Raw genomic sequence first — 16,738 nt, 5'->3', positions numbered from 1 at the left:
CAGTACCGTCACCCGCTCAACAAACGGTGATCGCGTCAGGAGCCGGCCGGTGCGACGTCGTCCAGTGCCGCCAAATCTGCGGCCAACGACGCGCCGCGTCCCGTGCCGCGCACCAGCGCCTTGCGGGCGAACCATTCGGTCGCGGCATCGAGCGGCTCGACAAAGCTGATCTCGCCACCCGACAGGGTCGCGACCGGCACGCCGTCACGATAGAGAAGGCGGTTGCCGGCGAGCGCCGCGAGCCGTGCGCCCGGCGTCAGGACGCCGGCGAGGTTCAGCGGATCGGCGCCCGACACCGCGGTCCATTCGCCGGTCGGCGGGCGGCGGCGCACGTCGCGCAAGGTGCCGATCGCCTCCGGCAAAGCGAACTGCTCGCCGGTGAACCCCGCCACGAAGCGGCCACCGCGGATCTCGCCGCTGCCCTCGAGCCGGCGATAGACGCGCAGCAGCTCACGCCACGGCGGCAGCCACGACGCCTCGCGCTCCAGCATGCGCCAGAACACCACGCCATAGCGGCGCAGCAACGCACGGGCGACATGCTCGACAGCCGCGGCGTCGACCGTGCTGGCGGCCGTGGGAGGGCGCACCAGCGACCACCGGCCGGAATCCTCCATCGCCGAAGCGGCGGCGCGGCGGCGGCGCGTACCGCCCGGCCTGCGTTCGGAGAACGGCACCAGCAGCGCGCGCAGGCCGGCGAAGCTGTCGGAGGTGAGGAGGCCCAGCGCCACCAGTTCGGCCAGCGCCTCCTCGAGCTGCGACCGCAGCAGGCCACAATGCTGCAGCAGCTCGTCGAAGAAGGACGCGCCATTGGCCGCAATGTAGTCGACCACGGCCTGGGCTTGCGCGGTGGGGCGCGCCGCTGCGTCGGCCGGCAGCGCCATCGCCCGCCACAGGGCGGCATGGCGGCGCGGCAACAGGGTGACCGGCGTGGTGCGCACCGTCGTTGGCCGCCCGGTCGCGGCGCGCGCGCCGAGCCGCAGCCAGGTGGCATGGCCCGCCAGGCAGCGGGCGTCGAGCCACGACGGGCGATAGTCCTTCAGCCGCGCCGGCAGGATGTCGCTTTCCCAGGCGGCGGCCGGCGCGCCAAAGCCTTCGAGCTGGCCGACGACGGCGTCGAGAGACGCGGGACCCTCGACCTGGGTGTCGGGCGCGATGCGTTGCCAGCGAAACAGGAAGCGCAGGAAGTCGCGGGCCGAGACCGGTTCGATCTCGGCACGCAGGCGCTTGATCGTGTAGCGATGGATGCGCGCGAGCAGGCGCCGTTCGCACCATTCATCGACCGGTGCGTCAGGCGTGAACCGGCCACGCAGCGCGAAGCCTTCGGCCTCGAGCGCCACCAGCGTCCCGGCGACCGCCTCGGCCTGCAGGCCGAGCGGTGCGGCGAGAGCCGCTTGGCTGACCGGACCCAGGCCTTCGAGCCGGCCGCGCAGGATCTCGACCAGCGCCTCGTCACGCGACCACTCCTTGTCGTAGGCGAACGGCGCGGCGATGGCTGGCGCTGTCGCAAGACCCGGCCAAAGGGCGCGGAAGTGCGGCAGGCGCTCGGCCGCAATCCAGAGCTTTGCGTCGGCGACGTCGATCAGCGCCGCACGCTTGGCGGCCGCGAGCTCATCGAGCCAATCGCGCCAGTTCACGCCCGCCTGCACCTCGTGCTCGGTAAGAAAACCCAGCCACACCAAGCCGTCATGCAGCTCGTCCGCATTCGCCGCGTCGGGCCAGGCCTCTGCCCTCACCCGTTCGATCGCCTCGGCATCGAGGCGGCCCAGCTCCGACGCCTGCTCGGGCGCCAGCCAGCGGCGCGCCATCACCGCCTGGGTACGGCGCTCCTCCAGCGGCGCGTCGTCAAGGTAGGCGTAAGGGCGCGCGGTCAGGACTTCGAGCGCCAAGGGCGACGGCTGCGTCAGGTCGCGCGTCACCACCCGGATCGCGCCGGCTTCGATGCCTTTCAGCAGGCGCTCCAGGCCGTCGGTATCCATCGCTTCGCCAAGACAGTCGCCGAGCGCTTGGCGCACCAATGGATGGTCTGGGATCTCGCGCTCGCCGACGAGATTCTCGGCGCAGGCGATCTGGTCGGGAAACACCGAACCGATCAGGTCTTCGGCGCCCATGCGTGCCAGCTGCGGCGGCACCTTTCGGCCGCCGCGAAAGCGCGGCAAGGCAAGCGACACGCCGCTCACCCAGCGCCAGCGCGTGGTGAACATCGGCGAATCCAGCACCGCCTGAGTCAGCACATCGCGCGCCGAGGCCGAGTGCAGGTAGCGCGGCACGTCGTCGAGCGCGAAGCTGTGCGCCTCGGTAAGCGAGATGACGATGTTGTCCTCGGTGGCGGCGGCCTGGATCTCGAAATTGAACTTGCCGCAGAAGCGCTTGCGCAGCGCCAGTCCCCAGGCGCGGTTGAGCCGGCTGCCGTAGGGCGAGTGGACGACGAGCTGCGCCCCGCCCGCCTCGTCGAAGAAGCGTTCGAGGACGACGGTGTCGCGTGTCGGCAAGCAGCCCAGCGCGGCGTGGCCGGCGCGCAGATAGTCGGCGAGCTGCTCCGCTGCCGCGACGTCGAGCCCGAGCTCTCCGGTCAGCCACTGCAGGACGCCAGCGCCCGTTGGATCGGCCGTCAGACGCGCCGCGACCTCGGCACGCAGGCGCGATACCGAGACCGAAAGCTCGTCGCTGCGGCCGGGCGCTTCGCCCAGCCAGAACGGAATGTTGGGCGCCTGGCCGTGGGCATCCTCCACGCGCACGACGCCACGCTCGACGCGCTGGATGCGGTAGCTGCGGTTACCGAGCTGGAAGACGTCGCCCGCCAGGCTCTCGACGGCAAAGTCCTCATTCACTGAACCGACGACGTTGTTTTCCGGCTCGAGCAGCACCTGATAATCGGCATTGTCGGGAATCGTCCCGCCGGCCGTCAGCGCCGTCAGCCGCGCGCCACGCCGGCCGCGCAGCTCGCCATTGACAGCGTCGTGATGGATCAGCGCGCCGCGCCGGCCGCGGCGCGTGTGGAAGCCCTCTGCCAGCATGGTGACGATGGCGTCGAAATCGGAACGCGGCAGGTCGCGATAAGGCCAGGCGCGGCGCACCCGCTCGAACAGGACATCTTCGCTCCAGTCGCGCGCGGCGACGTCGGCCACGATTTGCTGCGCCAGCACGTCGAGCGGTTGATTGGGCATTGCGAGGCGATCGAGCTCGCCGCGGCGAACGCTGTCGAGCAGCGCCGTGCATTCGACCAGCTCGTCGCGCGACAGGGGGAACAGCCGGCCCTTGGGCGTGCCATCCACGGCATGGCCCGAGCGGCCGACGCGCTGCAGGAAGCTTGCGATCGAGCGCGGCGAACCGAGCTGGCAGACCAGATCGACGTCGCCGATATCGATGCCGAGCTCGAGCGAGGCGGTGGCGACCAGTGCGCGCAACTTGCCCGTCTTCAGACGCTGCTCGGCGTCGAGCCGCTGCTCCTTGGCGAGGCTGCCATGATGAGCCGCGACGTTCGTCTCGCCGAGAAGCTCTGACAGCCGCCGGGTGGCGCGTTCGGCCATGCGGCGCGTATTGACGAAGATCAGCGTCGTGCGATGCTCACCGACCAGCGTCGCCAGTCGGCGATAGACCTGCTCCCATACGTCCATCGACATGACGGCTTCGAGTGGCGACTCGGGTAGTTCGAGCGCGAGGTCGCGGTGGCGGCGATGACCGGAGTCGACGATGGCGCAGTCGGCACCGCCGGTAAGGAAGCGCGCCACCGCCTCGATCGGATTCTGGGTGGCCGACAGGCCGATGCGCAGCAGGCGATCGCCGCTGAGCGCCGACAGCCGCTCGAGCGACAAGGCGAGATGGCTGCCGCGCTTGTTTGGCGCAATTGCGTGGATCTCATCGACGATCACCGTCCGGGTAGTTACCAGCATCTTGCGGCCGGACTCCGAACCCAGGAGCACATAGAGGGATTCTGGTGTGGTGACGACGATGTGCGGCGGCTTGCGGCCCATGCGCTGGCGCTCTCCGGAGGTCGTGTCGCCGGTGCGGACCCAGGCGCGGATGTCGACATCGGGCAGGCCGCGTCGCGCGAGCTCGGCGCGGATGCCGGCGAGCGGCGCCTCGAGGTTGCGCTGAATGTCGTTGGATAGCGCCTTGAGCGGCGACACATAGACGATCTGCGTCTCGTCGCCGAGGCCGCCATCGACGCCCTGGCGCACCAGATCGTCGATCGCCGCCATGAAGGCAGCCAGCGTCTTGCCGGATCCGGTCGGCGCGGCAATCAGCGTATGGCGGCCAGCCTTGATCGACGGCCAGGCATCAGCCTGCGCCACCGTGGCGGCAGCGAAGCTCGCCTCGAACCACGCAGCGACGGCGGGATGGAAGAGCGATGCGGCAGACATTGGGGTCCCACGCAATATGGGCTGCGCATGCTCTGAATCAACCGACTGGGCGAGAGGAGGACTCATTGCCTGTGACGTGCGAATTCCTCTTTGGCTGGACACAGCGACATCAACAGCAGCAGGACGAGCACCGGGAAAACCCACCAATTGAGCGCCGCGCCCGGCGGCGTGCCCATCGCCGTGACGGGCTTCAGATGGGCCGACAGGCTGCGCAGGCAGGGTTCTATGGCGAACACCAGCAGCACCAGCGGCGTCAGCCCGCGCCAGCGCAGCAGCAGCACCCACAGCAATCCCGCCAGCAGGAGCTGGATGGCGCCCCACTGACCGAACATCGCCACGATGTTGGAGCCGCCGGCGACATGGACGTCGATGGTGGCGATCGATTGCGCACCGCCGTCGGGCAAAAACAGGTGGATCATGCTGCGCACGGTGATGAAGACCAGATAGGCCATCGCCAACCAGGTCGCGAGACGCGGGCCGTCGTAGGTTGCCGGATTGGCCGGCAGCAGGGCCGCCAGCGAGGGTCGCCAGGATACGGGAAGAACCGCGGACGTCATGAGCCGTCCACAGCCTACCATTGCCGAGGGCGGCAAGCAGCTTGTCCGACAGCCGCCGACGCCCTAGGAAATCGCTGCGGGGGCAGGCAATGAATCGCAGCGAGTCGCTGATTGCGGCGCGGATCTACTTCCTCGAGCGGGAGCTCGAGCGCATGAGCAGTGCAGCCGACAGCGCGGAAGACGAGCTTCGCGCCCGGCCGACAGACGCCGCCACGGTCCGCAGGCTGGAAGCGCTCTACACGCTGGCCGACCAGACCTGGGAACGCATCCAGGCGCTGCATGTGCGGCTGAGCGGCGGGCCGTCCGTCATCTACTTCAACCACCGCCTGGCGGACCCCGATGCCAGGGCTTGGCGGAGGACGCTGGTCTAGCTGCCATAACGCCGTCATCGCACGGTAAACAAGCCGCGCGAAAGTCAGTGTCAGTCGCATCCTAGGGGACGATCGATGACCGACACCGCTCTGCAGGCACCACCCATCGAACCGGCACGGCCGAGCGCGCGGCCCAACCTCGACAAGGGGTTCAATCCGCTCACCGCCATCATCTTCTTCGGCGTGCTGGCGGCCGGCTTCCTCTACGTCATCTACAACGTCTATTCCGACGTTCAGGAATCGGGCGGGCAGATCACGACCTTCCTGCCCTACGCCATGCTGCTGATCGCACTCCTGATCGCGCTGGGCTTCGAGTTCGTCAACGGCTTCCACGACACCGCCAACGCTGTCGCCACGGTGATCTACACCCACTCCTTGCCGGCCGAGATGGCGGTCGTGTGGTCCGGCGTGTTCAACTTCCTGGGCGTGCTGACCTCGACCGGCGCGGTGGCCTTCGGCATCGTCTCGCTGTTGCCGGTCGAGCTGATCCTGCAGGTCGGCAGCAGCGCGGGCTTCGCCATGGTCTTCGCGCTGCTGATCGCGGCGATCATCTGGAACCTCGGCACCTGGTGGCTCGGCCTGCCCGCCTCCAGTTCGCACACGCTGATCGGCTCGATCATCGGCGTCGGCATCGCCAATGCACTGGCCCGCGGCATGGATGGCACCTCGGGCGTCGACTGGAGCAAGGCGACCGAGATCGGCTACGCGCTGCTGCTGTCGCCGTTGTTCGGCTTCGTGGCGGCTGGCGCGCTCTTGCTGGCGCTGAAGTACCTGGTGCGCAACCCCGCGCTCTATGCCGAGCCCAAGGGTCAGCAGCCGCCGCCGTGGTGGATCCGCGGCATCCTCATCCTCACCTGCACGGGCGTGAGCTTCGCGCACGGCTCCAACGACGGCCAGAAGGGCATGGGCCTGATCATGCTGATCCTGATCGGCACGGTGCCGACGGCCTATGCGCTGAACCGCGCGCCGGCGCCGCAGCAGGTGCCGAGCTTCCAGGCAGCCTCGGCCGCCGCCGCGGCGGTGATCGAGAAGCAGGCGGCGGGCTACAGCGTGCTCGGCAATCCGCGACCTGCCGTCACGGCCTTCGTCTCACAGCGCAAGATCAACGAGGGCACCTTCGTGTCGCTCGCCGCGCTGGTGAAGGAGATCTCGGCCCAGGTGAGCGAGTACGGCTCGATCGCCAAGATCCCGGCGACCGCGGTCGCCAACACGCGAAACGACATGTACCTCGCCTCCGAGGCACTGCGCTTCCTGATGAAGGACAAGGAGAATTCGCTCTCCAAGGAGGAGGTGGCGATCCTCAACACCTACAAGAAGGAGCTCGACGCCGCGACGCGCTTCATCCCGACCTGGGTCAAGGTCGCGGTGGCGATCGCGCTCGGGCTCGGCACCATGATCGGCTGGAAGCGCATCGTCGTGACGGTGGGAGAGAAGATCGGCAAGAGCCATCTCACCTACGCGCAGGGCGCCTCGGCCGAGCTGGTGGCTGCAGGCACGATCGGCGCGGCCGACATGTTCGGCCTGCCGGTCTCGACCACGCACGTGCTGTCATCGGGCGTCGCCGGCACCATGGCGGCCAACGGCTCGGGTCTGCAGATGGCGACCATACGCAACCTCCTGATGGCCTGGGTGCTGACGCTCCCCGCCGCCATCACACTGTCAGCCTCGCTCTACATGCTGTTCCTGAACATCTTCTGAGGTCGCGTCGGCTCGTTTCTTTCACCTGAACACATCGTTCATGCTCCTCTCCCCCTAGCGGGCCCTAGCGGGGGAGAGGAACATGAGTGGTGTCCGCCCCTAGAAGATGGTCAGGCGCCCGTGAAGGCCTCTATGCGCGCAGTGGCAAAGGCGGGCCGCGCCTGGATGGCGGCCCACCAGGCCGCCACCTTGGGATGGCGCGCCCGGGTCATCTCGTCGGGCGCGATCTCCTCGTCGATGCGCTTGACGAAGGGCACGGCGCCGATGTCGGCCAGCGAATAGCGGTCGCCGACCAGCCAGCCGCTCGGGCCGATCGCCGCCTCCATGCGGTCGAGCAGCGCGGTCTTGAGCTTGTCGCGCGCCTCGGCCCGCTCCTCTTCGGTGTAGGGTTTGCGCGCCGTGCGCAGCCAGGCCTCGCGGCGCTCCTTGCTCGGCACGCGGGCGAGCCGCTCGGCGAGCTCGGCGTCGGTCCATTTCTGGGCGACCTGCGCCATGCCGTGCGCCCAGTTGAAGATGATTAGGTTGCCGATCAGCCCGTCGACATGGCGGATCCAGTTGCGCATTTCGGCCCGCCCATAGGCATTGGCCGGGCGGAGCGGAGGATCGGGCCAAGTCTCGTCGACATATTCGCAGATCGTGCCGCTTTCGTAGAGCACGCGGCCATCCTGCAGGATCAGGAGAGGAATGACGCCGTTGGGATTGAGCTTGAGGAATTCCGGCGAATGGTGCTCGCCCTTCACCAGATCGACCACCTTGCTCTCGAATGCGAGGCCCTTCTCCGCCAGGCACAGGCGCACGCGGCGCGATGCCGACGATCTCCAACCGTGAAAGAGCGTAAGCGATGCCAAATCTTGGCCTCCCCGATTGTTGCGGACGACTGTAGCCTTTTCCGGGAAGCTGGCGCGACATTCGCGTACCGCAGTTCGGCACTCTTTTCGCTTAAGCTGCGGCGACAGCACAGGAGCATTCGATGGATACCGAGATCGACGCAAAGACCTTCTGGAAGGCGATCGGCTGCCGCGCCATCGGCGTGGCCATCGTGACCGCCAAGGGCGCCGACGGGCCGGCCGGTTTCCTGGCGCTGTCGGCCACGCATCTGGCGGCCAGCCCGCCCATGATGATGGTGTCGATCGGCCTCACGACGTCAGCGCTGGGCGCCGTGCGGCAGTCCAACCATTTCGCCATCAACTACGTACCCAAGGGCGCCGACGCCCTGGTCAAGGAATTCGGCGGCCAGGGCTCGCTCAAGGGCGCCGACCGCTTCCTGCCCGGCGCCTGGGGCGAGCTCAAGACCGGCGCGCCGACGCTGATCGACTCCGTCGGTGTGATCGACTGCCAGCTCGACGAGCTGATCGAGCGCCACGGCACCGTCATCGCCCTGGGGCGTGTCGTGGCCTACAGCGCCTCGATGAAGGAACCGCTGATCAGCTTCCGCGGCGGCTATATGTAGGCGCAGTCCGCCACACTTCGTCGCTTGACCTGCATCAACGCAGGCCGGTAGCAAAGCATAGACCTTCTCCGGCGACTACTTTCGAGGGGCACGCATGCCGCACAGTCACGCCATCGTCTGGATGGATTCCAAGGAAGCCCGTATCTTTCGCTTCAATGCATCCGACGTGGAGAAGGCGCACTTCCAGGCGCACAATCAGTTTCGCCAGGTCCATCACAAGGCAGGCGTCATCGGCGCAGGCCACATGGACCTCGATGCCGGCTTCTTCGACCATGTCGTCGAGGCGCTTCACGGCGCGACGGAGTGGCTGCTGGTGGGGCCGTCGACCGCCAAGCTCGAGTTCTTGAAACACCTCGATACGCACAGGGCCGAACTGCGCCGCAGCCTGGTCGGCACCGAGACCATGGACCATCCGACCGACGGCGAGCTGCTCGATCATGCCCGCCGTGCGTTCAAGGCAATCGACCGCATGTTGCCCAATTCGCCGGCCTGACCTTCGGTCAGGCGACCAGCGTGGCTGCCTGTTGCACGTCCGGCGTTGTACCGGTCAGCGAGAGGCTGGTGACGAGCCGGGCAAGCCGCGTGGCCTCTTCGGTGTAGTCGTTCGCGGCCTGCGCCGCCCAGTCCTGCTGGATCTTCAGCGCGTCCGCCACGTCGCGCGAGGACATCAGCGCTCCCCAGGTGCGGCGATTGCCGGCCAACCTGAGGTCGGTGAACCGCGCCAGTTCCTGCTGCCAGCCGATGCAGGCCTGTAGACAGGCCTGGTAACCATCGATCGCCTGCATCCATGCCGTGACGGCCGGATCTGTCGCTTCGCTCATGGTACCCTCCACTGCTGGCCGCAAGGCTCAGGCATCAAGTCTCTTCAGGGCCATCCGGTTGCACAGGCTGATCGAACGGCCGGCCGGCGGCAGCCGGATCAGGCCGCTGCGCGTGAATTGGGTGAGCGTGCGCGACACCGTCTCGATGGTGAGGCCGAGATGGTCGGCGATATCCGACCGCTGCATCGGCAGGTCGAAATGCTCGTCGTCGCCGGACAGGCGCTCCGCCATGTCGAGCAGGAACGTCGCCAGCTTCTCCTGCGCCGTCTTGCGGCCAAGCAGCAGCATGTGGTCCTGGGCGCGCTGCAGGTTGCGCAGGGTCGCCGTCATGATGCGGTCGCGAAAGACCGCGTCCTGCTCGATGATGGCGCTGAGCCGGCTGCGGCGATAGGCAATGACCTGAACGTCGCCGACGGCTTCGGCGGAGAAGCGATGCTCACTGCCGGCTTCCAGCCCGAAAATGTCGCCCCGCAGATGGAAGGCGTCGATCTGACGGCGGCCGTCGCTCAGGAGCTTGTAAGAGCGAATTGCGCCCGACACGACCTTGTAGAAATACTCGGCCTCGTCGCCTTCGGCGAACAGCTCCTCGCCCCTGGTCAGCACCATCTGCATGCCGGCCGCCATCGGGCTGCGCAGGCCGATCGTCGCGGGGAATTTCGCAGTCCGGGTTGCGGTGGCGGTGGCGGTGTGGCCTTGCATCGTGGTCTCCCTCAAAAAGCGTCCGGCAGCTCCGGAGTAGCCCTTCTGTCGGGGAGGTCGCTATTCAGGTCTTCACCTAAGGGATTCTACGTAGGCGGCCGATCAGGCTGGGGCGCCAGGGCGCTGCGGATGCTGTCGACCAGAGCGGCGTCCGACAGCGGTTTCTCGAGCACGCCCGCCAATCCGATGCGCTCGGCCAGACGACGAAGCTGCGTGTTGACTCGGGCGCTGATCAGGATGGCCGGCAGCGCCACCTGTCGCTCGCGCAGGCGCTCGATCAGTTCGATGCCGTCCATACGAGGCATGCGGTAATCGACGACGAGGCAGCCGCGCTCGGGGAGTTCGAAATCATCCAGTACCGCCTCGGGGCTGTCATAGAGACGGACACGGAACCCCTCGACCTCGAGGGCGAACTTCAGCGCCGCCCGAACGGCGGCGTCGTCATCGACGACCAATACGATTTCTGGCACAGGCGACATCAGCCCAATCTGGCCGCCCAACCCTTCGCCCGCGTTGATCTAGCGCAAATCGGTCGCAGCACGGGTCAGGGCGCGCGATCCTCGATCAGCGCCATGCGGACCAGTTCGGAGAGGCTATCGGCCTGCATCTTGGTCATGACGTTGGCGCGGTAGATCTCGACGGTGCGCGGACTGATGCCGAGCTCGAAGGCGATCACCTTGTTGGCTTTGCCGGCGACCAGCCGGTCCAGCACCTCGCGCTCACGCTCCGATAGCCGCTTGATCCGACCCTGGATTTCGAGGGTGCGGGCGTCGCGGGCGCTCTCACGCGCGCGGCGCGCCAGGGCCGCCCGGACGGCGGACAGAAGGACCTCGTCGTCGAACGGCTTTTCGATGAAATCGACGGCGCCCGCCTTCATCGCCTCGACCGCCAGCGGCACGTCGCCGTGACCGGTCATGACGATCACCGGCAGGCCGGCTTTCAGCTCATCCAGGCGACGCTGCAGTTCCAGGCCGTTCATCTGCGGCATGCGGATGTCGGTGATGACGCAGCCACCCCTCGCTTCGGCCAGCACCGCCAGGAAGGCGACGGCAGACTCGTGCAGGCGCACGGTGAAGCCCGCGGCCGTCAGCAGGAACGCCATGGACTGGCGCACATCGGCATCGTCATCGATGACGTGAACCACTTCAGCCGACATGTTCCGCCTCCTCGATCGCGGCAGCGCGCAGGGTGAAGCGGAAAGTCGTGCCGCCTCCCGAGCGGTTCTCAACCCAGATCTTGCCGCCGTGCGCCTCGACGATGGTCCGGCAAATCGACAAGCCCAGGCCCATGCCGTGCCGCTTGGTCGTGACGAACGGCCGGAACAGGTTCTGCGCCACCTCGGGCGCCAGGCCCGCGCCGGTGTCGGCGACGCTCACCTCGACGAGGTCGCCGGGGATGGCGACGGTCGCGATCTCCAGCCGCCGATCGTTCGCGGTCTCGATCATGATCTCCATGGCATTGCGGATCAGGTTCACCAGGACCTGCTGGATCTGGATGCGGTCGGCAAGCACGAGTTGTGCTTTGGGATCGAGGCGATAAGACACGGCGATCCCCGCCTCACGGACGCCGACAAGGGCCAGAGTGCTTGCATCCTCGATCAGCTTCGGCAGATCCTCGATACGGCGGTCGCCCTCGCCACGCGCCACGAACTCGCGCAGCCGACGAATGATGTGGCCGGCGCGCAACGCCTGGTCGGCGGCCTTGCCCAGTGCCTCGCGCAGCATCGGCGTGGGCTCGGCTTCGAGACGGTCGAGCAGCCGCTGACAGCCCCTGAGGTAGTTGCTGATCGCCGTAAGCGGCTGGTTGATCTCGTGTGCCAAGGTCGAGGCCATCTCGCCCAGCGCCGTGTAGCGCGACATGTGCGTCACCTCCGACTGCAGCTCATTGACCCTCGCCTCGGTGAGCTGCTGGGCAGTGAGATCGCGGATGAAGCCCGTGAAGTAATGGCGTTCGGCCGATCTCAGCTCACCCACCGTCAGATGCATGGGGAAGGTGGTGCCGTCCTTGCGCCGGCCGACGACGATGCGGCCGATGCCGATGATCCGCCGCTCGCCGGTCGACAGGTAACGCTTGAGATACGAATCGTGCTGCTCGCGGTCCGGCGACGGCATGAGCTGGCTGATGTTCCTGCCGGCGACCTCGGCCATCGAGTAGCCGAACAGGCGCTCGGCCGTGGTGCTGAGCGATTCGATGCGGCCACGCTCGTCGATGATGATCATGGCATCCGGCACGGTCTGCAGGATCGAACGCAGCCGCGCCTCGGCCGCCTCCAGCGCGGCACGATCAGTCGATGCCGGCACGGCCTCGAGACTGTGCAGGATCCATTGCACCGTACCGTCGGCGCCCAGTACGGGCATGTTGACCATGGCGAAGTCTGCCGCCGTTCCCGCCGCTCCCACGGGTCTCGGTGCAGGCGCCGCGACCCAGTGCGGCCGGCGCGACTGCCGGACGGTTTGCAGCGACTCAATCAGGCGCTCGAGCGCAGGGCCATCGGCAAAGGCCTCGCGCACCGGCCGGCCGATCATCGCCCCGCACGGCACGCCGAGCTTCGAGCCATAAGCGGCATTGCATGCGACCACGGTGAGGTCCGGTGCAAACGCCAACTCCGGCTCGGATGACAGCGAGACCGAACGGGCGATGTCGAAAGAATCCGACGAGCTGGCTGGGGATTGGTTCATCGTGCCACTTCTCACCTTCAATCTAGCATGCGCAGCGATGGACGCCGCTGGCTTGATCTGCAGCAAAGCGCCGCTGCCCGGCATATGGAAGGAAGCAAGCCGGGAGACCTTCGCCTGGGAGAGAGAATCATGCACGCTTCGCAGGTAATGACACGATCGGTCGTGACCGTGCCGGCCGATGCGACGGTGTATGCCGCAGCCGACATCCTGCTCGGCTCGCGCATCAGCGCCGCCCCCGTCATCGATGCCGACGGGCGGATGGTCGGCATCGTGAGCGAGGCCGACCTCATGAACCGGCCGGAAACCGGGACGGTGCCGACCAGGACCTGGCTGCAGCGCCTGCTTACCAGCGATGCCCGGCTGGCGCGCGACTATGTACGGTCACATTCTCATCATGTTGCCGATGTCATGACCCGCAAGGTGGTGACGGCGGAGGAACGTACCCCGCTGCATGATGTCGCGCTGCTGATGCAGCGGCATGGCCTCAAGCGCCTGCCGGTCATGCGAGACGGCAAGGTGGTCGGCATCGTTAGCCGCGCCAATCTCCTGCAAGGCCTGTTGGCGCGCGAACCGTTTCCGGCGGACGCACCGCTTGGCGACGACCGGATCAGGGACAAGGTCTACAAGGAACTCGCCCGCCATTCATGGGCGGCCGACATCACCAACATCGTCGTCGACAGCGGCACGGTCAGCCTGTGGGGCCATGTCAATTCCGCACCGGCCAAAGAGGCGGTGCGCATCGCCGTCGAGTGCGTGTCCGGTGTACGGCGCGTGGTGAACAATGTCGTTGTCATGCCGCGCGAGATCAACGACGGACTCTAGCGCGTCACCCCTCGTCACGGCCGCATGAAGACCAGCGGGCTGTCGTCGTCGAGGTTCTCCGCCGCCGCCGTCAGCTCGGCCGCGATATCGTCGTTGGCGCGACCGAGCTTGAAGAGGCGAATGGCCTCCGACAGCAGGCATCGGGCAACGACATCCTCGTCGATCTTGCGCTCGGCCGCTTCGGTCAGCGCGGCCTCGACGTGCCGGGCGACAAGCTGATACGTGCTCATATCCCTTCTCCTCCCACTAGATTCCGCGTGCATGGCGGCCCTCGCCGCCGGTGTAATGGCGGTCGAAGGCGGCGCAGACCGAACGCACCAGTGGCCGTCCCCGCTCGGTGATGCTGAGCCGCGTGCCGTCGAGCGCCGCCAAGCCGTCGTCGATCAGCGCCGGCAGCCCCGCCACATCGGACAGCAGTGGCTTCAGCGTGGCGCCGTGGCGATGGCAGACATCGGCCAGGTCAACTTCGAAGTGGCACATCAGTTCGTTGATGATGTCGCCGCGCAGGCGGTCTGCCTCCGACCAGGCGATGCCGCGGACGGTCGGCCGGACGCCCTGTGCGACGGCCCGCGCGTAGGGTCCCGCCTCGGCCGCGTTCTGGGTGTAGCCCTGCGGCAGGCAGGAGATCGCCGAAGCGCCGATGCCGACGACCCAGGGCTGCTCATCCGCGACATAGCCCTGGAAATTGCGGCGCAGCCTGCGTTCCGCTGCCGCGCGCGCCAGGCGGTCGCCCGGCCGGGCGTAATGATCGAGCCCCACCTTCACATAGCCCGCCGCGAGCAACCGCCGCTCGACCAGATCGGCCATCGCCGCCCGCGCCATCGCGTTGGGCAGCGTGGCGCCATCGATCAGCTTCTGGCGCGGCTTCATCCACGGAACATGGGCATAGCCGAACACGGCAAAGCGATCGGGCCCAAGCGCGATCGCCGCGTCGAGGGTGCTCGACAGGGTTTCCAGCGTCTGCAGCGGCAGGCCATAGACGAGATCGATGTTGAAATGGCGAATGCCGGCGCGCCGCAGCCTCTGCAGGGCGGCCGCCGTGTCTTCCGGTGATTGCAGGCGATTGATGGCCTGCTGCACGGCAACGTCGAAATCCTGCACGCCGAGACTGACGCGCGTGACGCCGAGCGCCGCCATGGCATCGGCCAGCGCCTCGTCACAGAAGCGCGGATCGGCCTCCATGGACATCTCGCGGCCACAGCGGACGTCGAACAACGCCGACAGCCGGCGACCAACGGACACCAGCCGCTCCGCGCCGAGTTGGGATGGCGTGCCGCCGCCCCATTGCACCGAGCCGACCACGACGTCCGGTGCGGCCCGTGCGACGATCTCGAGCTCGGCCTTCAGGGCGCTGGCGTAGTCCTCCAGCGTATCCTGCCGGTTCATCGCGACGGTGTGGCAGGCACAGTAGAAGCAGAGCCGCCGGCAGAACGGCACGTGCAGATAGAACGTGGCCGCGCGCGATCCAAGCCCGGCCAGCCACGCCGCATCCTCGGCCGGCCCGACCGACGGTCCGAACTGGGCGGCAGTTGGATAGCTGGTGTAGCGCGGCACCGGCCTGTCGTAGGCCGCGACAGTGCGGGCATCCATGGCCGGACTCAGTGCGCCACGAAGATGGGGACGGTCATGCTGGCGAGCAGCGTGCGGCTGGCGCCACCCAGCACCATCTCGCGCAGGCGCGAATGGCCGTAGAGGCCCATGACGATCAGGTCCACGTCGTGATCGGCCGCACGCGACAGGATGATGCCGCCGACATCGGAATCGGCAGCAACGTCGCGCTGCACCGTGACCTTCACGCCGTGACGAGCCAGCCAGGTCGCGACATCGGCACCCGGCTCGGCGCCATGGCCACCGGCGGAGGGTTTCGGATCGACCGACAGGACGATCACCTTGTCGGCGCCGCGCAGCAGCGGCAGGGCGTCCGATGCCGCCCGCGCGCTTTCGCGGCTGGCGTTCCAGCACAGCATGACCGTCTTGCCGACCGGCGACCTGGCACCGATGTGCGGCACGACGAGCGCCGGCCGTCCGGTCGACAGGGCAAGAGTTTCCGGAAGATCGGTCGGCGCGTCGTCATCACCGTCGGGATCGGCCTGCCCCAGCACGACCAGATCAGCATAGCGGGCGTGGATGCCGAGCTGGGTGGCGGCATAGCCGCTTTCCGATCGCCATTCCGTCGAAAGGTGCGTGCCCTTCACGGCCTTGAAGAAGGCCGCCTTCGCAGCCGTCACGTCAGCCTGCGCCCTCTGTTCGTAGGCCGCAAACAGATCGTCCAGGGCGGCCGTGCCGTCGAACATCGCGGGCGTCATGAACGGCTCCTGGACGTGCACGCCGACGAGTAGGGCACCGTGTCGCTGCGCCAGGTCGACCGCGACGGCCAGCCTCTGCTCGACCTTTGGCTGGGCGCTGCAATGCACGAGAATGGTCTTGTAGGTCATGTCGGTCCCCGATTTGGCGCGATGGACCGGACAATGTCGCGGCCCGTATCCTGCGGCCTTGACCCAGGTCAAGAACGGCCCACAGACGCGGCGGTAGGTATCAACGATGGAGGTGATCGCCTACTTCACCGCGCTCTGCGGCGAGAAGCTGCATGTGCTGGCGTCGTTGTCGCCTGGCCTGCCGCTGGCCCTGCTGCTGGCCGGCCTCGCCGGCAGCCTGGTGCACTGCGTCGGCATGTGCGGTCCCTTCGTGCTGGGGCAGGTCGTCGCCGACAGCGAGCACGCACGGGGCAAATACGGTGAATGGCAACGCCTCGCCGGCGCCGCGCTTCTGCCCTATCACCTCGGCCGCCTCACGACCTACAGCGCGCTCGGGGCGGTTGCCGGTGCGGCGACCGCGCTGTTTGCCGCGACTACCGGTTTCGCCTGGCTGTCGGCCGGGTTGCTGGTGCTCGGCGCGCTGCTGATGATCCTGCAAGCGCTCGGCCTGGCGCTGGGTGCCGCCTCTCCTCTTTCACGTCTCGTCACGCGCTTTGCCTTGCCGCTCAGCGCTTCACGCCATTCGGCCGGCCGCTATGCCCTCGGCCTGGTGCTGGGCTTGCTGCCCTGCGGTTTGCTCTATGGCGCGCTGGCCGCCGCGGCGGGAACGGGCGGCGCCCGCGATGGCGCGATCGCGATGTTGGCATTCGGGCTCGGCACCATGCCGGCGCTGATTGGCGTGGGCTGGCTCGGCCTGTTGCTGCGTCGCCGGCTGCGCGGCATCGCGCACTGGGTTGCGACGCCGCTGCTGGTCGTCAACGGCCTGATGATGCTGGGGCTGGCAAGCCAACGCCTCTGACGATCGGC

17 protein-coding genes are annotated in these 16,738 nt (G+C 67.7%); 6 read left to right on the top strand and 11 right to left on the bottom strand.

All coding sequences use genetic code 11. The annotated features are described in order from the left end of the window. Positions 1-35 precede the first annotated feature (35 nt). Both RSO01_RS11310 and RSO01_RS11305 read right to left on the bottom strand, forming a co-directional pair. A complete protein-coding gene (locus tag RSO01_RS11310) occupies positions 36-4,361 on the bottom strand; it encodes a DEAD/DEAH box helicase (RefSeq protein ID WP_147149193.1) in 4,326 nt (1,441 codons plus the stop codon). 62 nt (positions 4,362-4,423) lie between these two features. After that, positions 4,424-4,918, bottom strand: a complete 495-nt coding sequence (locus RSO01_RS11305) for a hypothetical protein (RefSeq protein WP_147149192.1) — start codon at positions 4,916-4,918, stop codon at positions 4,424-4,426. 89 nt (positions 4,919-5,007) lie between these two features. Here RSO01_RS11305 and RSO01_RS11300 point away from each other — a divergent pair, with 89 nt between their 5' ends. Further along, entirely contained in the window at positions 5,008-5,289 is a 282-nt protein-coding gene (locus tag RSO01_RS11300) for a hypothetical protein (protein WP_147149191.1), read from the top strand. Between the two features lie 75 nt (positions 5,290-5,364). Next, a complete protein-coding gene (locus RSO01_RS11295; protein WP_147149190.1) occupies positions 5,365-6,987 on the top strand; it encodes an inorganic phosphate transporter in 1,623 nt (540 codons plus the stop codon). Positions 6,988-7,097: 110 nt separating this feature from the next. Here the strand turns inward: RSO01_RS11295 and RSO01_RS11290 are convergent, their stop codons facing one another. Further along, on the bottom strand, positions 7,098-7,835 hold the full coding sequence (locus tag RSO01_RS11290) for a glutathione S-transferase family protein (RefSeq protein WP_147149189.1): 738 nt from the start codon (positions 7,833-7,835) through the stop codon (positions 7,098-7,100). A 122-nt stretch (positions 7,836-7,957) separates the two neighbouring features. Here RSO01_RS11290 and RSO01_RS11285 point away from each other — a divergent pair, with 122 nt between their 5' ends. Together RSO01_RS11285 and RSO01_RS11280 are read left to right on the top strand one after the other, a co-directional pair. Further along, positions 7,958-8,437 carry a flavin reductase family protein gene (locus RSO01_RS11285; protein WP_147149188.1) on the top strand — a complete coding sequence of 160 codons (480 nt, stop codon included), beginning with the start codon at positions 7,958-7,960 and terminating at the stop codon, positions 8,435-8,437. Between the two features lie 94 nt (positions 8,438-8,531). Then, complete coding sequence (locus RSO01_RS11280; protein ID WP_147149187.1) at positions 8,532-8,930, top strand: translational machinery protein; 399 nt, start codon at positions 8,532-8,534, stop codon at positions 8,928-8,930. Positions 8,931-8,937: 7 nt separating this feature from the next. Here the strand turns inward: RSO01_RS11280 and RSO01_RS11275 are convergent, their stop codons facing one another. The 5 genes from RSO01_RS11275 to RSO01_RS11255 all read right to left on the bottom strand — a co-directional run bounded on the left by RSO01_RS11275 (position 8,938) and on the right by RSO01_RS11255 (position 12,635). Further along, positions 8,938-9,258 (bottom strand): hypothetical protein, encoded by a 321-nt coding sequence (locus RSO01_RS11275; RefSeq protein WP_147149186.1) that lies wholly within the window; start codon positions 9,256-9,258, stop codon positions 8,938-8,940. Between the two features lie 27 nt (positions 9,259-9,285). Further along, the gene (locus RSO01_RS11270; protein ID WP_147149185.1) at positions 9,286-9,957 is read right to left on the bottom strand and encodes a helix-turn-helix domain-containing protein; all 672 of its coding nucleotides are present in this window, start codon (positions 9,955-9,957) and stop codon (positions 9,286-9,288) included. An 86-nt stretch (positions 9,958-10,043) separates the two neighbouring features. Then, positions 10,044-10,436, bottom strand: coding sequence for a response regulator transcription factor (locus RSO01_RS11265; protein ID WP_147149220.1), 393 nt, complete (start codon positions 10,434-10,436; stop codon positions 10,044-10,046). 65 nt (positions 10,437-10,501) lie between these two features. Further along, a complete protein-coding gene (fixJ, locus tag RSO01_RS11260; protein WP_147149184.1) occupies positions 10,502-11,113 on the bottom strand; it encodes a response regulator FixJ in 612 nt (203 codons plus the stop codon). Next, the gene (locus tag RSO01_RS11255) at positions 11,103-12,635 is read right to left on the bottom strand and encodes a PAS domain-containing sensor histidine kinase (RefSeq protein WP_147149183.1); all 1,533 of its coding nucleotides are present in this window, start codon (positions 12,633-12,635) and stop codon (positions 11,103-11,105) included. Before RSO01_RS11255 ends, fixJ begins: the two co-directional genes overlap by 11 nt. 27 nt (positions 12,636-12,662) lie before the next feature. Here RSO01_RS11255 and RSO01_RS11250 point away from each other — a divergent pair, with 27 nt between their 5' ends. Beyond that, entirely contained in the window at positions 12,663-13,457 is a 795-nt protein-coding gene (locus tag RSO01_RS11250; RefSeq protein WP_147149182.1) for a CBS domain-containing protein, read from the top strand. 14 nt (positions 13,458-13,471) lie between these two features. On the opposite strand, the gene RSO01_RS11245 is transcribed toward RSO01_RS11250, so the two are convergent. From RSO01_RS11245 to RSO01_RS11235, 3 genes are read right to left on the bottom strand one after another with little or no spacing between them, the layout of a single operon-like run. Beyond that, the gene (locus tag RSO01_RS11245) at positions 13,472-13,687 is read right to left on the bottom strand and encodes a hypothetical protein (RefSeq protein ID WP_147149181.1); all 216 of its coding nucleotides are present in this window, start codon (positions 13,685-13,687) and stop codon (positions 13,472-13,474) included. A gap of 16 nt (positions 13,688-13,703) precedes the next feature. Beyond that, on the bottom strand, positions 13,704-15,047 hold the full coding sequence (gene hemN, locus RSO01_RS11240) for an oxygen-independent coproporphyrinogen III oxidase (RefSeq protein ID WP_147149180.1): 1,344 nt from the start codon (positions 15,045-15,047) through the stop codon (positions 13,704-13,706). Positions 15,048-15,055: 8 nt separating this feature from the next. Next, positions 15,056-15,892 (bottom strand): universal stress protein, encoded by an 837-nt coding sequence (locus tag RSO01_RS11235; protein ID WP_147149179.1) that lies wholly within the window; start codon positions 15,890-15,892, stop codon positions 15,056-15,058. Positions 15,893-15,998: 106 nt separating this feature from the next. Between RSO01_RS11235 and RSO01_RS11230 the strand changes: the two genes are divergently transcribed. Next, positions 15,999-16,730, top strand: a complete 732-nt coding sequence (locus tag RSO01_RS11230) for a sulfite exporter TauE/SafE family protein (RefSeq protein ID WP_147149178.1) — start codon at positions 15,999-16,001, stop codon at positions 16,728-16,730. Positions 16,731-16,738: the final 8 nt, after the last annotated feature.

Source organism: Reyranella soli, from assembly GCF_007992495.1.
Taxonomy (GTDB): domain Bacteria; phylum Pseudomonadota; class Alphaproteobacteria; order Reyranellales; family Reyranellaceae; genus Reyranella; species Reyranella soli.
This window is presented reverse-complemented; position numbering and strand designations above follow the sequence as displayed.

Excerpts from the sequence above, each read along its gene's own strand:
- RSO01_RS11310 (WP_147149193.1), bottom strand. The coding sequence starts at position 4,361 with ATGTCTGCCGCATCGCTCTTCCATCCCGCCGTCGCTGCGTGGTTCGAG.
- RSO01_RS11305 (WP_147149192.1), bottom strand. The coding sequence starts at position 4,918 with ATGACGTCCGCGGTTCTTCCCGTATCCTGGCGACCCTCGCTGGCGGCC.
- RSO01_RS11300 (WP_147149191.1), top strand. The coding sequence starts at position 5,008 with ATGAATCGCAGCGAGTCGCTGATTGCGGCGCGGATCTACTTCCTCGAG.
- RSO01_RS11295 (WP_147149190.1), top strand. The coding sequence starts at position 5,365 with ATGACCGACACCGCTCTGCAGGCACCACCCATCGAACCGGCACGGCCG.
- RSO01_RS11285 (WP_147149188.1), top strand. The coding sequence starts at position 7,958 with ATGGATACCGAGATCGACGCAAAGACCTTCTGGAAGGCGATCGGCTGC.
- RSO01_RS11280 (WP_147149187.1), top strand. The coding sequence starts at position 8,532 with ATGCCGCACAGTCACGCCATCGTCTGGATGGATTCCAAGGAAGCCCGT.
- RSO01_RS11275 (WP_147149186.1), bottom strand. The coding sequence starts at position 9,258 with ATGAGCGAAGCGACAGATCCGGCCGTCACGGCATGGATGCAGGCGATC.
- RSO01_RS11270 (WP_147149185.1), bottom strand. The coding sequence starts at position 9,957 with ATGCAAGGCCACACCGCCACCGCCACCGCAACCCGGACTGCGAAATTC.
- RSO01_RS11265 (WP_147149220.1), bottom strand. The coding sequence starts at position 10,436 with ATGTCGCCTGTGCCAGAAATCGTATTGGTCGTCGATGACGACGCCGCC.
- fixJ (WP_147149184.1), bottom strand. The coding sequence starts at position 11,113 with ATGTCGGCTGAAGTGGTTCACGTCATCGATGACGATGCCGATGTGCGC.
- RSO01_RS11255 (WP_147149183.1), bottom strand. The coding sequence starts at position 12,635 with ATGAACCAATCCCCAGCCAGCTCGTCGGATTCTTTCGACATCGCCCGT.
- RSO01_RS11250 (WP_147149182.1), top strand. The coding sequence starts at position 12,663 with ATGCGCAGCGATGGACGCCGCTGGCTTGATCTGCAGCAAAGCGCCGCT.
- RSO01_RS11245 (WP_147149181.1), bottom strand. The coding sequence starts at position 13,687 with ATGAGCACGTATCAGCTTGTCGCCCGGCACGTCGAGGCCGCGCTGACC.
- hemN (WP_147149180.1), bottom strand. The coding sequence starts at position 15,047 with ATGGATGCCCGCACTGTCGCGGCCTACGACAGGCCGGTGCCGCGCTAC.
- RSO01_RS11235 (WP_147149179.1), bottom strand. The coding sequence starts at position 15,892 with ATGACCTACAAGACCATTCTCGTGCATTGCAGCGCCCAGCCAAAGGTC.
- RSO01_RS11230 (WP_147149178.1), top strand. The coding sequence starts at position 15,999 with ATGGAGGTGATCGCCTACTTCACCGCGCTCTGCGGCGAGAAGCTGCAT.